This window comes from Acetobacter papayae (assembly GCF_047721125.1).
Lineage (GTDB): Bacteria > Pseudomonadota > Alphaproteobacteria > Acetobacterales > Acetobacteraceae > Acetobacter > Acetobacter papayae.
Map to the genome: position 1 here is coordinate 24,450 of NZ_JBDNWF010000014.1, position 13,937 is coordinate 38,386.

17 protein-coding genes are annotated in these 13,937 nt (G+C 62.8%); 3 read left to right on the forward strand and 14 right to left on the reverse strand.

Annotated features, from left to right (window positions below; genetic code table 11):
- Positions 1-10 precede the first annotated feature (10 nt).
- From ccmI to ABF757_RS06385, 7 genes are all read right to left on the reverse strand, one after another.
- A complete protein-coding gene (gene ccmI, locus ABF757_RS06355; protein ID WP_025861143.1) occupies positions 11-742 on the reverse strand; it encodes a c-type cytochrome biogenesis protein CcmI in 732 nt (243 codons plus the stop codon).
- On the reverse strand, positions 739-1,269 hold the full coding sequence (locus tag ABF757_RS06360; RefSeq protein WP_415481410.1) for a cytochrome c-type biogenesis protein: 531 nt from the start codon (positions 1,267-1,269) through the stop codon (positions 739-741). The genes ccmI and ABF757_RS06360 overlap by 4 nt, the downstream gene beginning before the upstream one ends.
- Entirely contained in the window at positions 1,266-1,838 is a 573-nt protein-coding gene (locus ABF757_RS06365) for a DsbE family thiol:disulfide interchange protein (protein ID WP_415481412.1), read from the reverse strand. The genes ABF757_RS06360 and ABF757_RS06365 overlap by 4 nt, the downstream gene beginning before the upstream one ends.
- The gene (locus tag ABF757_RS06370; protein WP_415481414.1) at positions 1,835-3,829 is read right to left on the reverse strand and encodes a heme lyase CcmF/NrfE family subunit; all 1,995 of its coding nucleotides are present in this window, start codon (positions 3,827-3,829) and stop codon (positions 1,835-1,837) included. The genes ABF757_RS06365 and ABF757_RS06370 overlap by 4 nt, the downstream gene beginning before the upstream one ends.
- Before the next feature lie 94 nt (positions 3,830-3,923).
- On the reverse strand, positions 3,924-4,505 hold the full coding sequence (ccmE, locus tag ABF757_RS06375; RefSeq protein ID WP_415481415.1) for a cytochrome c maturation protein CcmE: 582 nt from the start codon (positions 4,503-4,505) through the stop codon (positions 3,924-3,926).
- Positions 4,502-4,699 carry a heme exporter protein CcmD gene (locus ABF757_RS06380; protein WP_025861145.1) on the reverse strand — a complete coding sequence of 66 codons (198 nt, stop codon included), beginning with the start codon at positions 4,697-4,699 and terminating at the stop codon, positions 4,502-4,504. The genes ccmE and ABF757_RS06380 overlap by 4 nt, the downstream gene beginning before the upstream one ends.
- Positions 4,696-5,472: a heme ABC transporter permease gene (locus tag ABF757_RS06385; RefSeq protein ID WP_025861146.1), complete on the reverse strand. Its 777-nt coding sequence runs from the start codon at positions 5,470-5,472 to the stop codon at positions 4,696-4,698. The genes ABF757_RS06380 and ABF757_RS06385 overlap by 4 nt, the downstream gene beginning before the upstream one ends.
- Positions 5,473-5,659: 187 nt before the next feature.
- Here ABF757_RS06385 and ABF757_RS06390 point away from each other — a divergent pair, with 187 nt between their 5' ends.
- Complete coding sequence (locus ABF757_RS06390; RefSeq protein ID WP_025861147.1) at positions 5,660-5,953, forward strand: YciI family protein; 294 nt, start codon at positions 5,660-5,662, stop codon at positions 5,951-5,953.
- Positions 5,954-5,956: 3 nt separating this feature from the next.
- The gene (locus ABF757_RS06395) at positions 5,957-6,376 is read left to right on the forward strand and encodes an EVE domain-containing protein (RefSeq protein ID WP_415481418.1); all 420 of its coding nucleotides are present in this window, start codon (positions 5,957-5,959) and stop codon (positions 6,374-6,376) included.
- A 52-nt stretch (positions 6,377-6,428) separates the two neighbouring features.
- Here the strand turns inward: ABF757_RS06395 and ABF757_RS06400 are convergent, their stop codons facing one another.
- Complete coding sequence (locus ABF757_RS06400) at positions 6,429-6,764, reverse strand: protein tyrosine phosphatase family protein (protein ID WP_415481420.1); 336 nt, start codon at positions 6,762-6,764, stop codon at positions 6,429-6,431.
- A 69-nt stretch (positions 6,765-6,833) separates the two neighbouring features.
- Positions 6,834-7,553 carry a hypothetical protein gene (locus ABF757_RS06405; protein ID WP_415481421.1) on the reverse strand — a complete coding sequence of 240 codons (720 nt, stop codon included), beginning with the start codon at positions 7,551-7,553 and terminating at the stop codon, positions 6,834-6,836.
- A 234-nt stretch (positions 7,554-7,787) separates the two neighbouring features.
- Here ABF757_RS06405 and ABF757_RS06410 point away from each other — a divergent pair, with 234 nt between their 5' ends.
- Positions 7,788-8,654, forward strand: a complete 867-nt coding sequence (locus tag ABF757_RS06410) for an EcsC family protein (RefSeq protein WP_415481423.1) — start codon at positions 7,788-7,790, stop codon at positions 8,652-8,654.
- A gap of 70 nt (positions 8,655-8,724) precedes the next feature.
- Here ABF757_RS06410 and ABF757_RS06415 read toward each other — a convergent pair whose 3' ends face one another.
- The 5 genes from ABF757_RS06415 to ABF757_RS06435 form a co-directional block, all read right to left on the reverse strand.
- Positions 8,725-8,871 (reverse strand): hypothetical protein, encoded by a 147-nt coding sequence (locus ABF757_RS06415; protein WP_159101651.1) that lies wholly within the window; start codon positions 8,869-8,871, stop codon positions 8,725-8,727.
- Positions 8,872-8,884: 13 nt separating this feature from the next.
- On the reverse strand, positions 8,885-9,859 hold the full coding sequence (locus ABF757_RS06420) for a 2-hydroxyacid dehydrogenase (protein WP_415481424.1): 975 nt from the start codon (positions 9,857-9,859) through the stop codon (positions 8,885-8,887).
- A 236-nt stretch (positions 9,860-10,095) separates the two neighbouring features.
- The gene (locus tag ABF757_RS06425) at positions 10,096-11,598 is read right to left on the reverse strand and encodes an amino acid permease (protein WP_415481425.1); all 1,503 of its coding nucleotides are present in this window, start codon (positions 11,596-11,598) and stop codon (positions 10,096-10,098) included.
- 86 nt (positions 11,599-11,684) lie between these two features.
- Positions 11,685-13,094: an FGGY family carbohydrate kinase gene (locus ABF757_RS06430; RefSeq protein WP_415481427.1), complete on the reverse strand. Its 1,410-nt coding sequence runs from the start codon at positions 13,092-13,094 to the stop codon at positions 11,685-11,687.
- 2 nt (positions 13,095-13,096) lie between these two features.
- Positions 13,097-13,937 (reverse strand): hypothetical protein (locus ABF757_RS06435; protein ID WP_415481429.1); only part of this gene is annotated, 841 nt, incomplete at its 5' end.

A 13,937-nucleotide genomic window follows, 5' to 3' on the forward strand; every position in this document is an offset into this window, starting at 1 on the left:
TTATATCCGGTTACGGATTATCCTGATCATGTTCACCCTGCGCCACGCGGGCCTGTGCGGCTTCGCGCCATGGGGCATCCTGCGGGGCGGCGTCCAGCGCCTTGCGGAACAGGGCCAGCGCATCGGGGGTGACATGGTGGTGCGCGCGGGTCAGGGCTTCGCCCGTGCGGGCGGCCAGTTCGGCGTCAAACCCCATGTCCAGCGCCTGATTCCAGGCCTGTGCGGCTTCATTATAGTGGTCACGCCCGGCTTCGGCCTGTCCTAGCAGCAGATAGCCCTGCCTGCGGCTTGGATCGGTAGCGGGCAGGGCGGCAATGGCGGAGCGGAGCTGGGCGATAACGGCATCGTCACGCACATCGTGCTGGTGCTGGGCTACCAGCCGGGGGCCAAGCGGCTGGGCGGGCAGCATGGGCGCGCCATTGGTCAGATACAGCGCCACGGCCAGTATGGGAGCCAGCCCGAGAGCCAGCCAGCCCGGCCATGTGGCGCTCTGTTCGCGCGCGGTGGACGGAGCCATGTCGGCCACCAGAATACGGCGCTGGATTTCCAGCACCGCAACGCTGTGCTCCCCCGAGGCAATCAGGCCCACGGTCAAATCGCGGTCGAGTTCTGCAAGCTGGGCATCATGCAGGGCCAGTGCCGTGCTGCGCTCATCGCGGATGGAACGGCTGCGCCGCCACAGGGCCGCCGCTGCGGGGGCCAGGGCAATAAGGCTGAGTAGCGCAATGGAAAGCCAGATCATGTCCTGTCGTCCTCTCCGGTCAGCCGGGCGAGCCGGGCTTTTTCATCATCGCTTAATGGTGGCGGTGGCGGTGCGGCCGCGTGGCGGCGGTAGAAGAAAAATGCTGCCCCACAGCCTAGTAGCAGGGCCAGAACAGGCATGCTCCACAGAAGGATGGTGCCAATAGACAAAGCCGGTTTGAGGCGAATGAAATTGCCATACCGGGTGACCATCCACTGCATGATCTGCTGGTTGCTCTCGCCTTGGGCAACATGCTCACGCACAACGCGGCGCAGGTCGCGGGCCAGTCCGGCGCTGCTGTCCTCAATCGATTCATTCTGGCAGACCAGACAGCGTAACTGCGCGCCAATGGCCTCGGCCCGGGCTTCAGCCCGTGGGTCTGACAGCATTTCGGACGGGTCATCCACGGCAAGGCCATAGAGTGGCACAGCCAGCAGGCAGCAGGCGGCCAGCAGGGCTGCGGCAAAACGGCTGAAAAACCGCTGTGCAGGTTGTGCGTGCCTGTGGGGAGAGGGCAGGGCGCTCATGGGGTTTTCAGCCTTGCGGCCAGCGGCAGGATCGTGCCGCGAATGATGTCTTCTGTCAGCGGGGCTGCGGTGTGCCAGCGAATGACACCGCCCGGCCCGATCAGAAAGGTTTCCGGCACGCCGGACAGCCCCCAGTCCATGCCCGCACGCCCTTCCGGGTCATTACCCAGCCGGGCGAAAGGGTTGCCGGAGTGGCGCAGGAACGCCGCTGCATTCTCGGGCTTGTCCTTGTAGGCTACACCCCAGATTGGCAACTGGTCCTTGAAGGCCATGAGCGTGGGCATTTCCGCCACGCAGGGAATGCACCATGAGGCAAAGAAATTGACCAGAACCGGGCCTTGCAGGGTTTTCAAGTCCTGTGTGCCGAACCCCTGAGCGGGAGCCAGCCCCGGCAGGTTGAAGTCTGGAACGGGGCGGTCCAGCACGGGGGCGTTGATGTCATGCGGGTTGAATGACCCGTGCTGCATGCCCGAGAGCATTTTCCAGAACGCCACGCCCACGGCTCCGGCCCCGGCCAGAGGCAGGGCCATGAGAAGGCGGCGGCGGGTGGTGGAGCCGGACGTGTTCATGATGCAATACCCTGAGTGGAGGAAGCGTGTGGAGCGGCAGCCCTACGCGGCGCGCCCACACGCACCCGGCGGTCTGACAGGGACAGCGCGCCACCAAACGCCATGATCAGCGCGCCCAGCCACATCCACGGTGCCAGCGGGTTGTAATGCAGGCGGAGCACATAGGTCATGTGCCCTTCCGTTCCGTGGCTGTCGCCCAGCACGCCGTACAGATCGGACAGCATGTTGGTGTGAATGGCGACATCGGTTGTGGTCTGGTTCTGGGTATTGAAACTGCGCTTGGAAGGCCGCAGCACGGTTACCACATGCCCGTTCCGGCGGATTTCGATGGTGGCGACCATGGCCGTGTAGTTGGGGCCGGGCTCACTATGCACATCGGTGAGTGTCCACTCATAGCCTGCAAGGTTCTGGGTGGAACCAACCGGCACTTCCACAATCCGGTGCTGGGCCTGCGACATGCCCGCAAGCCCCAGCACGGTAATGGCAACACCCGTATGGGCAATGGCGGTGCCGATAATCGAGCGCGGCAGGCCCCGCAGGCGTTGCAGGCTGGAGCGAAGAGGCGTGCGGAAAAGCTGGATACGTGTTGCGATGTCAGTCGCGCAGCTGACGATGATCCAGATGGCTGCCGCCGCACAGAGCACGGGCAGCACCCCCGCAAGCTGGCGCATGGCCACGCATGCCGCCACTACTGTCAGGCCCGCGGCAAGCCACAGCCGGTTGAGCACCGGCCAGAGCTGCGCACGCTTCCAAGGCAGCATGGGGCCAAACCCCATGAAGATGAACAGCGGCAAAGCAAGGGGAATTGTGGTGGCATCAAAAAACGGCTTGCCCACCGAAATCGTGCGGTCAAACAGCAGCGACATGAAAGGCGGATACATGGTGCCCGTCAGCACGACAGCGCAGAGCGAGCAGAGCAGGATGTTGTTGAGCACCAACGCACCCTCTCGAGAGAGAGGGGCAAACAGCCCGCCCGCCGTGAGCGAAGGCGCGCGATAGGCGAACAGGGCCAGAGAGCCGCCGATAACCAGCCCCAGCAGCCCCAGAATGAAAATGCCGCGTGCGGGATCGTTGGCGAAGGCATGCACGGAGTTGAGAATGCCCGAACGCACGAGGAACGTACCCGAAAGCGAGAAGGAAAACGTGCCGATAGCCAGCAGCACGGTCCAGATTTTCAGCGCCTCGCGCTTTTCCACCACAATGGCGGAATGGATCAGAGCGGTGCCGGTCAGCCATGGAATGAGCGAGGCGTTTTCAACCGGGTCCCAGAACCAGTAACCGCCCCAGCCCAGCACATAATAAGACCACCACGACCCCATGGCGATACCGCAGGTAAGAAAGCACCACGCGGCTACGGCCCACGGGCGCACCCAGCGACCCCATGCAGCATCGACCCGCCCTTCGATCAGGGCCGCAATGGCAAAGGCGAACGGCACGGCAAAACCGACATAGCCGGTGTAGAGAATGGGGGGGTGGAAGGCCAGTCCGGGGTCCTGCAGCAGAGGGTTCATGCCCTGCCCGTCCATGGGGGCGGGCCAGACGCGTGCGAACGGGTCTGACGTGGTCAGGCAGAACAGTTCGAAACCCGTGGCCACAAGGCCCAGAATGGCAATGACCCGCGCACGCAAGGCAGAGGGCAGGTTACGGCCAAAGGCCGCCACCGCCGCGCCGCACAGGCCCAGAATGAGCGCCCAGAGCAGAATGGAGCCTTCATGATTGCCCCATACGCCGGTAATTTTATAGAGCAGCGGCTTGGTGACAGCACTATTGGCCGCGATGTTCTGGACAGAGAAATCATCCGTGACAGCAGCATTGATCAGGCAGGCAAAAGCGGTCACCAGCCCTATCAACTGGCCTATGGCCAGCCCGGGGGCGAGCGCCATCAGGCGTGGGTCGCGCCGGTGCGCGCCAATCAGGGGGAGTATACCCTGTACGGCGGCCAGAACGCAGGCGAGGGCAAGGGCGTAGTGTCCGAGTTCGGGGCTCAGCATGGGAAGGTTCGTCTGTCCTGCGTCTGGTCTAGGGAACCGGCGGCAGGCGCCGGGAGTGAGGAAAGGGGCTTTTGTAGCTACCCCTGAAACGGGCTCAGGGGGCTGGGGTCGCCGGAGAGGGTGATGAGGCCGGAGCCGGAGGTGCTGACGGTGGCTGGGCCGGTGCCGCCAGGTCCTTGCGGGCATCCTGCACGGTCATGCTGTTCCAGCTTGAGGCGCTGGGTGGCGGCCCGAAGCGTGGGTCCCATTTGCCGCTTTTTTTTAGGGCCTCGGCCACTTCCTTGGGCATGTAGGTTTCATCATGCTTGGCCAGCACTTCCGAGGCGGTGAAGTCATGGGCGGAACTAGCCGTGCCAATGGCAACAACACTCTGCCCCTCGCGGAACAGGTCCGGTAGAATGCCTTCGTAATGCACGCTTACGGCAGCCTGACCATCCGTGACATCAAAACTGGCAATCGGGGTTTCGCCCCGGCGTTCGCGGTGGACGGAGCCCGCCACAACCATGCCGCCCAGCTTGACGGTGCGGTCTTTCGGCGGTGGAGAGGATGCAACCTGCGAAGGGGTTACAAAAAACACGATATCCGATGAAAACGCGCGCAGCACCAGTGTTGCCGCCGTGCCAAGGCAGGCCACACAGGCAATGACAAGCCAGAGGCGGCGGGTCTTGCGGGTCATGATGTGTGTGTATCCGTGCTGTGGGGAGCGGTTTCAGGCCGGGTGGCGGGCTGCACGGGCCGCAGGCTGCCGCGTTCCAGCGTAGCCAAGCGGGTGCGTGCCGTTTTCAGCCGCCATGCGGCATTGAAGGCGAGTGTAAGGCTGAGCACAAGAGCCAGCCCGTAACTGGCCGCAATATAGGGCAGGTGGGTCATGCGGCATTTCCCTGATTGCGGCGCGGCGAGGACAGCAGAGCCTGAATGCGGCTTTCCATAACGGCAGCGCGCGTGCGCGCCAGCACCAGTGCGGCAAAACCCAGCGAAATACCCAGTGTGGACAGCCCCAGCGGCCATAGCATGGAGCTGGACATGGTGGGTGCCCCTGTCAGGGTAATGCTGTCGGGCTGGTGCAGGGTGTTCCACCACTGCACGCTGAACTTGATGATAGGCAGGTCAACCGCCCCGGCCAGAGCCAGAATGGCCGCGGCCCGGTAGCCACGCTGCGGATCATCGAAAGCACGGATGAGCGTGATGTGGCCGAGATAGAGAAAAAACAGTACCAGAACAGAGGTCAGCCGTGCATCCCATACCCACCATGTGCCCCACATGGGTTTGCCCCAGAGCGAGCCCGTGGCCAGACACAGTGCTGTAATGCAGGCCCCCACCGGCCCGATTTCCACTGCTGCCAGATCAGCCAGAGGGTGCCGCCAGACAAGCGAGAGCACGGCACACACGGCCAGCCCCGCATACCCGACTGACGCCAGTATGGCGGCGGGCACATGCACATACATAATGCGCACGGAATCCCCCTGCTGCCAGTCCGCCGGAGAGAAAAACAGCCCCCAGCCCAGCCCCAGCAGGGTCAGGGTAATGGCGGGCCATGTCAGCCATGGCTGCAGGCGCGCACCCAGTTTCAGAAACCGGCCGGGATTGGCGTAACGGTGAAAGAAACTGCCGGTGCGCGCGACAAGGGTGGGTGAGGCGCTCAAAAGGGGTCAGCTCCGTGTGTCTGGTTGCTTTGTCTTCAGGTCGTTCTCCTTTCCATATCCGCGCGCCGGGGGAAAGGGGCGAACAAGGGAGACCGTTCAGCTTTCCTTTACAGCATTAAACCGCTCTTGACACGAGACGGGTGTTCATGGGCGTTCTGCCCCAGCAACACAACGGAAGGATAATGCGATGCTGTTTGCCATCATCTGTACGGATCGCCCGGGACTACAGGAACTGCGGGCCGTAACCCGTGCGCAGCATCTGGCTTTTCTGGAAACTTACCGCGCGTCCATTCAGTTTGCAGGGCCTCAGCTTGACCAGCAGGGCAATGCCTGTGGCAGCCTGATCCTGCTGGATGTGCCGGACCGCGAAACCGCTGAAGGCTTTGCCGCAGCAGACCCGTATATGGGCGTTAACCTGTTTGAAAGCGTGGTTATCCGGCCTTTGCGCACGGTGTTCAAAGACGGCAGGCAGGTGGATTGAACCATGTCTTTCTGGCTGGTCAAAAGTGAGCCTGACGCCTTTAGCTGGGACGAGCAGGTGGCCAATGGCGTGGAACCCTGGACGGGTGTGCGCAATTATCAGGCCCGCAAAAATCTGGCCGCCATGAAAGCGGGAGACCGTGCGTTTTTCTACCATTCCAACGTGCAGCGCGCGATTGTGGGTGTGGTCGAGGTGGTGCGCGAAGCCTATCCTGATCCAACCGCTACCGATGGCGCATGGGTTTGTGTGGATGTGCGTACGGTAGGGCCTATGCCCCGGCCTGTTACTCTGGCCGGAATCAAGGCTGACCCTGAACTGGCGGAACTGGCGCTTGTCAGGCAGTCACGCCTGTCTGTCTGCCCGGTTTCGGCGGAACACTGGGCCTATTTATGCACCATGGGGGGCTGGGCCGAACCGGCCTGAGCCTACCCCCGGCACATGGCCGGGGGATTGGTATCACTTTAAAGTGACAGCCTCAGCCCTGTGTTGCAGCACCCCACAACTGGGCTGAACGGTTGCCACTACGGCAATAGGCGAAAATCGGCCCCGGCAGGGTGTTGATGGCTTCCTGCGTTTCGATAATGGCATCGGAAGAAGGAGCCTGACCCGCCCCGACCGGAATGGCGATAAAGGACAGACCGGCTGCCGCCGCGGCCTCACCAATGCTCTGCGCGGAGGGCTGGCCCGGTTCTTCACCATCGGGGCGGTTGCAGATAATGGTTTTGAACCCCGCATCACGGATGGCCGTGATATCCTGCACCGAAATCTGGGGGGAGACGACAAAGTCAGTAGTCAGTCGACGAACGCTCATGCCTGAATATCCTGTAAAACCAAAGAGAGATGGCGGGCGCCGCCCAAGGGGCGGCAGGCCCGGCTACACCTAGCGGTGAATGAAATACATATCCTGATACAGGGCCTGTAAAGCCGCATGGTTGGCAAGGCAGCGGCGCACCAGCATGGCCCGCAGGCTGACAGCCGCCTGATGCATGGTGGGGTCTATGCTCTTGGGGTCAATGGCGGGGTAGTGTTCCATGCAGGCTTTCAGGGTGGGGTTGTTCATGTCCACACCGCTGCGGAGCTTTTCCTTGAGCGCATCATAATACTGTGAAATGGCGGAATCCGAATCCCACCGGGCGAGCGATGTGTCCACCCGGCCGTTATGCGTATAGTACACTACGGTCAGGAAGCCGCTTTCGGGCTGCTGGCCGGGGGCTTTGACCGTCATGTGGCAGGCACGCTGCGAATAGGGCGGAATGTCCAGCGGCGGCGTGGTGGACAGGTCCGACACCGCCATGACAGGGGCACCATTGTCGGGAATGGCGTTGTTCTGCGCATCAGCCCCGGCGGAGGAATGGGCTTTCTGCCAGGCCTGTGAAATCAGCGGCTGATAAACGCCCGAGGGGCTGTAGCGTTCAGGCTGACACAGGCCGGGGTCGGTTCGGGCTTCGGCCAGTGCGGCATCGTAGGCCCTGCGTTCGGGGCTGGCGCAGGCGCTCAGCGCTGCCAGCATGGCCAGCAGGGGCGCGCTCCGCCGCATGGCGCGCGCAAGGCCGCCTTGCGTGGCGGTAAGGGGGGCGGAACGGGATTGAAGGCCAGCCATCGAGGCAACTCCTTGAAAGCAGGGAGGGAAAGAGGGGGTAAGCGCCGGATTCTCCCTTACTGGTGTGTAAGGGCTTGTGGCGTGCGAGACAACGCTGTTCGCCTATGCAGGGTGTCCATGCAGGAGCGTGTTGCGTGGCCTGCGCTGTTTTTCGGGCGGCATGACTGATATGCTGGTTTTTACTTGTTTGGCCGGGCACTTGCGGCCCGGCGCGGAAGGGCGGGAAGAGCACAGATGAGCACAAAGGAAAAGCAGGGTGCCGGGGCAACGGGTAATCCTCTTGGCGGCGCGCTGACCACGCTGGTGCTGAGCGGGCCGGAACTGCACGAACTCGAAACCGCTCTGGCTGAGGTGGAGTCGGGGCGTGGCGTGCTTGTCCGGCTGGCCGATATCATGGGCGGGGCCGTTGGGCATGCCGCGCGTCTGGGCCTGCGCGGTATCGGCATGGCTCCGAATTTTGAGGAAAAACTGCGCGGCCTAGCGGAAACAGCCGTGGCGCGCGCTTTCGATGTAGCGGTGCTGGGCCTGCGTGGCACGGCGGATGTAGAAATGCAGACACCGCGCTGGCGTGTGCCTGCCATGCAGGCGGCGGTAGCGGTATCGGGTGCTGTGGGCGGGTTTGCAGGCCTTGCCGGGCTGGGGCCGGATATCGGCTTTACCACCCTGACCATCATGCGCGAGATCGCCCGTATCGCCCGCGAGGAAGGGGAAGACCTGAACGACCCCGATGCCCGCCGGGCCTGTCTGGAAGTGTTTGCGCTGCGGGCGTTCCCCAACCGCCGGAATGGCGAGGAAAGTGAACTGGGCTATTTCTCGGCCCGTGCAGTGCTGCGCGGCCGCCCGGTGGTAATGCTGATTGCCGAAGTGGCCTCGCATTACGGTCTTGCACTGGGGCAGAAGCTCTCGCTCCAGCTTATGCCGGTGGCGGGTGCGCTGTGCGGGGCATCACTCAACACGGCGTTTCTCAACCACTATCGCGCGCTGGCTCATGCGCATTTCACCATTCGCAGGCTTGAACGCGAACATGGCCCCGTGGTGCGTGATACGGCGCTGGCCATGCGCGATACGCTGAGCGGCGAACCGAGGGATGAGCGGCTTTAAGCCGCTCTTTTCTGGTTACCTAGGGGTGGCGCTGTTCGGTCTGATCCTGAGCAGCGCCACCCGCAGGCTTTCAGGCCTGACCCAGAAGGGTTGCGATTGTGGCTAGCCCTAAAAACGAAAAACCCAGAATTTCCGCTACACCCTGATAGGGCGGGGCCAGTAGGGTCACGGCGGCGCACAAGGCAATGCCGATCACGCAGAACATGCGCATGGTCATGAGGGGCGCTCCTTCAGGGGGTTACTGGGGATGGCAGGGGCTGGCCCGCAGCAAGGGCTGCCACGTTATCCAGAGCCAGCATGCACATGGCCGTGCGGGTTTCAATCGTGGCGCTGCCTGTATGCGGGGTGGTGAAAACATTGGGCAGGGCCACCAGTTCCGCATTGGGGTTTGGTTCGCGCTGATACACATCCAGCCCGGCACCGGCCAGATGGCCTGAGCATAGTACGTCCATCAGGGCGGCTTCATCCACCAGTTTGCCTCGTGCGGCGTTAACCAGCACGGCCCCGCGCGGCAGCAGCGAGAGCGTGCGGGCATCCATCAGCGGTGCGCCGGAGCTTTGGGCCGGGGCGTGCAGGGTCAGGATGTCGCAATGCGGCAGCATGTCTTCCAGCTTTGCGTAATAGGTGGCCCCGGCTTCATGTTCGGGCGTCAGGCGGCTGCGGTTGTGGTAAAGAATTTCCATATCAAAACCGCGCGCGCGTTTGGCCACGGCCTGACCGATCCGCCCCATGCCGACAATGCCAAGCCGTTTGCCGGTCACACGCTGGCCCAGCATGTCTCCCAGCCCCAGCGGGGTGGTCCAGCCGGTTTTGACAAGCGTGAAATATTCCGCTGCCCGGCGGCTGGCGGCCAGAATCAGCATCATGCTCAGATCGGCATTGCAGTCGGTCAGCACATCGGGGGTGTTGGATACGGTGATGCCGCGCGCATGCAGGGCCGCAAGGTCGAGGTGATCCAGCCCGACGCTGACAGTCGCCACCAGCTTTACGCAATCCGGCAGGGCAGCCACATCGGCCGCACGCAGGGGTGTCATGTGCGTAACCAGCACGGCAAGGGGCTGGTATTCATGGGCCAGAGCCAGAAGGGCGTCGGTTGCCAGCGCACTGCGGGGCGGCGGCGGTGCCGTGAAATCCAGAGCAATACGCGCTTCAGCCGCATCAAGCAGGCGGATAGAGCGGATCAGGCGTGGCGCGGTAGGGGGCATGGTGGTCTCCGGGTGTGAGAACAGGGGAGCGAACCATGGGCGCGTCCGGCTGCACAGGCGACCGGGGCTGCGTTCGTCGCGTTCCGATATAACACAGCCTAGCAAGGCTTGTGCCGCATAACCATAAGGCGTGGTGCCCCCGCGCCGTGAAAAAGGCGTGTGGCCGGTCAAAAAACTGTGGCCGCCCCTTTCAGTAAGGAGCGGCCACAAGGCAGCGCATATTTGTGTGGGGCGGTTTAGTGTGCCGCTGTGTCGTATTCCGCGCCCTTATCCGCATCGAGAATGGCATCCACCGCAATCATGTCGGGCATGGCCAGACCATGGCGGCCACGTGTGGCCAGCAGCCAGACGAGGTAAACCCCACCGATAGCCAGCATGACCAGCACATACAGCCACGGTTTGAAGAAGGATTCATCACGGAAAATGGTGAGTTCGAACACCAGCCATAGCAGAGCCAGCGTAACCACCGGCTTTTCCCACCGACCGAGCGAAAAACCCTGGCTGGGCGGCAGGCTGTTGCGGCGGATTGCGTACATCAGCACCGAAACGGTGTAGATGATGGTGGGCAGAAGAGTGGCCGCCGAAAACAGGACGAACAGCGCATCCGTATCCCGCGAGAAGATGCTCAGAATGGCTTCCCCCACCATCGATACCAGAATGGTGGCGTTAACCGGTGTGCGCAGGGTGGGGTGGATACGGTGCAGCATCTGCCAGCCGGGAAAACGCTCATCGCGCGACATGGCCCAGACCAGTCGCGTGCCGGACATCAGAATGACCAGTCCGCAGGCAAAAATGGAAATGATCACCAGCAGCAGAAGAAGGCTGCCTACCACCGGGCCCAGCACGCGGGTAATGACATCCGCAATCGGGGTGGGGGAGGCTGTCATGGCGCCAACATCGCCCAGCAGTGCTGTAATGGCGATCAGGAACAGCATGCCAAGCGCACCCACACTGACAATGGCCTGCCACATGGCGCGCGGCACCACACGGGCGGGTTCGTTAGTTTCTTCCGCCAGATTGGCGGCGGATTCAAAACCCACGATCGTAAAGGCGCCCAGCAGCGTGCCCATGAACCACGGGCCGACATGGGTGAGTGTGCCAAGGGAGAAGTAGCCTGCGTGGCTCAGCGCGCCGGTGTTGAACAGCAGCGAGAAATCAAGGCTGTGACGATACCAGCCAACAACGAACAGCAGCACCACAAGGCAGCTCATGCCGATCAGCTCAAGCGTTACGGCCATGGCGTTGAACGCCTGCGTGGCTTTGGTGGAAAAGGCGATCAGCAGTGCTTGCGCGATAATGACAAGGGTGGTGATCCACCAAGCATCAAACGTCCCGCCGGTATAATGCAGCATGGCAGGCAGTACGGTGGAGGCAATGGTGTAATCCACCGCGCACAGTACGACGACCAGAAAGGTAAAGCTGACCCACCCCATAACCCAGCCCAGCACCGGGTTGGCCACGCGGGATGTCCACTGATAGGCGTAGCCGGTAATGGGAATGCGCGCGGAAAGCGAGCCCAGCACAAAAGCCACCATAAGCTGGCCTATGACCACAATAGGCCATGTCCAGATTCCCATCGGGCCGGATGTGGCCAGCATGGCCCCATAGGCCGTGAAAATACCCGTGGCGATGGAAACAAAGCCGAAGGCAATGGCAAAGGACTGAAAGGCAGTAACATCGCGTTTGAGCGTGTCCTGCCCGGCCACATGGGGCAGGGCGGAGGGGGGTATGCTGCTCATGTGTGTTTCCTTATCCGGATTTGTTATTTCGAAACCGATACAAAGTAGCGGTGGAGGCACGGAAGGGGTAAAAAAAAGCGGCAGGTTCAGTCGTGTGTGGCCGTGCCTTCAGGCGGGGTAAACCAGTGGCGTGCGCGTTCGACCGCCTTGCGGAAAAGCTGATGATCCGCCTCGCTGACGGTGCCATCAGGGTGGAAAACGCGCGTCTGGCTGCGGATGAACGAGACATCCACACCACAGAGTTCTGCAAGACCCAGTGCGGTGACTTCATGCATGGCGGGCACGATAATGGTGCGCCCGCTGGCCGAGGCCAGAAACTGCGCGAAATACCAGCTTTGCGACAGGCCACCATCGCAGGTGATGCTGGCCCCGGTGGGGGCGGCGGCAATCAGCCCGCTTGTTAGCATGGCAATCCCTTCAAGCAGGGCGCGCACCATGTCTTGCCGGGTGGTGCCGTGCGACATGCCAATAAACAGGGGGGCGGCCGTCCTGTCCCAGAACGGAGCTGCCAGACCGGAGAGTGCGGGCACGCAGACAAGCCCGCGGGAAAGGGCGGATGGTCCCTCGAAATCTGACAGTTCTTCCATGATATCGAACAGCCTGAGGCTGCGCGCCCATTCCAGCGCGGCCCCCGCATCGTATACCCCGCCTTCCAGCGCGTAGGTGGGAGCGGCATCATGCAGGCGCCAGGCTACGGTTGGCAGCAGATCGCTTTCGGGCGGGCGGTTTTCCCCCGCGACGGTCAGTAGGAACGCCCCCGTGCCGAAGGTAATTTTGGTATCGCCCGGCGCGCGGCAGCCATGGCCGTACAGGGCGGCCTGCTGGTCCACGATGGAGGTCGTAACAGGCACCCCTCCGATACTGCCGAACCCGCCATTGACGCTACGGATTTCGGGCAGGCATTCGGGCGGCACACCATGCATGGCGCAGAGTTCGGGGCTCCACTGGCCTGTTTGCAGGTCAAGCAACCCCGTGCGTGAGGCGGTTGCGGCATCGGTTGCGAAAACACCGCATAGCCGGTCGAGAAAAAACGCGTCCGTGGTGCCTAAACGCAGGCGACCTTCCGCCAGAGCCGTGCGGGCGGCAGGGATGTTACGCAGGACCCAGCCCAGCTTGCTGGCCGAAAAATATGGGTCAAGCGGCAGGCCGCACAGTGCGCGTGAGCGGGCTGCAGCATCTGGCGGCAGGCTGGCAAGGCTTTCTGCCGTGCGGGCATCCTGCCACACGATAACGGGAGAGAGGGGCGCGCCTGTCAGCGCATCCCATGCCAGACAGCTTTCGCCCTGATTGGCAATGCCAATGGCATCTATTCGGCCTGCCTGTGCAAGGAGCGTGCGCAGGTTGGCCAGCAGTTCTTCCCCATCATGCTCCACATGGCCCGCATGCGGGTAGTGCTGGGCATGCTGGATGCTGCCGACAAGCTGCCAGTCCGCACCATCCTCGAAAACGAGACAACGGGTTGAGGTGGTGCCCTGATCCAGTGCCGCAACGCGCATTGTCAGTTCTGCTCCTCGAAATGGAAATGAACGCGCGCGGCCTGCGCGGCCCGTGCAGGCAGGGGCACGAGCACCCGGCGCTCCGGCAGCCATGTGCCGCGCTTGCACCAGACTTCCTCGCCATCAAGCATAAGGCGCAGCACGCCCCGTGCAGCCCGGTCAAACCGGAGTTGGAAGGAGGAAAACGCCGGTTGCTGGCGGGTGCTGTCACGCAGCATGGAAGGCACCACAAGGCGCAATGGCGCATCGAATGTGACAGGCGCAGGCGGGGTTGTTTCAGGCGAGTGGCGCAGGTCGTCCGCAACGGCGGCGCCAATGGCCCGCCCTTCGCGGAAAGCCCAGCCGCCGGTTTCAATCGCACGCAGGATGTTGCCGCCCGCAAAAACGAGCGGGTCATGGGTTCTGCCATACTGGTCTATGGCGGGGCCTGATGTAGCCGGGTCCACCCCCAGATCGGACTGGAGGCACAGAGCACTTTCAGGGGTAAAGCGGCCTGTCAGCAGCAGCCCATCACAGGGCAGGCTGCGCTGCGTGCCGTTTTTGCTGATTGTGACAGACTCAACCCCCGGTGCCCCCTGAATATCGCTTACTTCCACCCCGCAGAGCAGGGGCACGCCCATCAGGCGCGGGAAAAGGCGGAGCGGCCAGCGTGCCAGCGGGGCGGGGGCGGTTTCTATCATCGCCACGGGGCGTATGCCGTGGGTCAGGCAGGTGAGCAGCGCTGAAAGCGAGACCAGTTCTGTGCCCAGAATGACCGGCCTGCGGAATGGCTTCAGGCGGTGGAAAGCAAGCCCCGCCTGCAACGTGCCAGTGGTGATGACACCCTGCGGCCTGTCGCCGGGG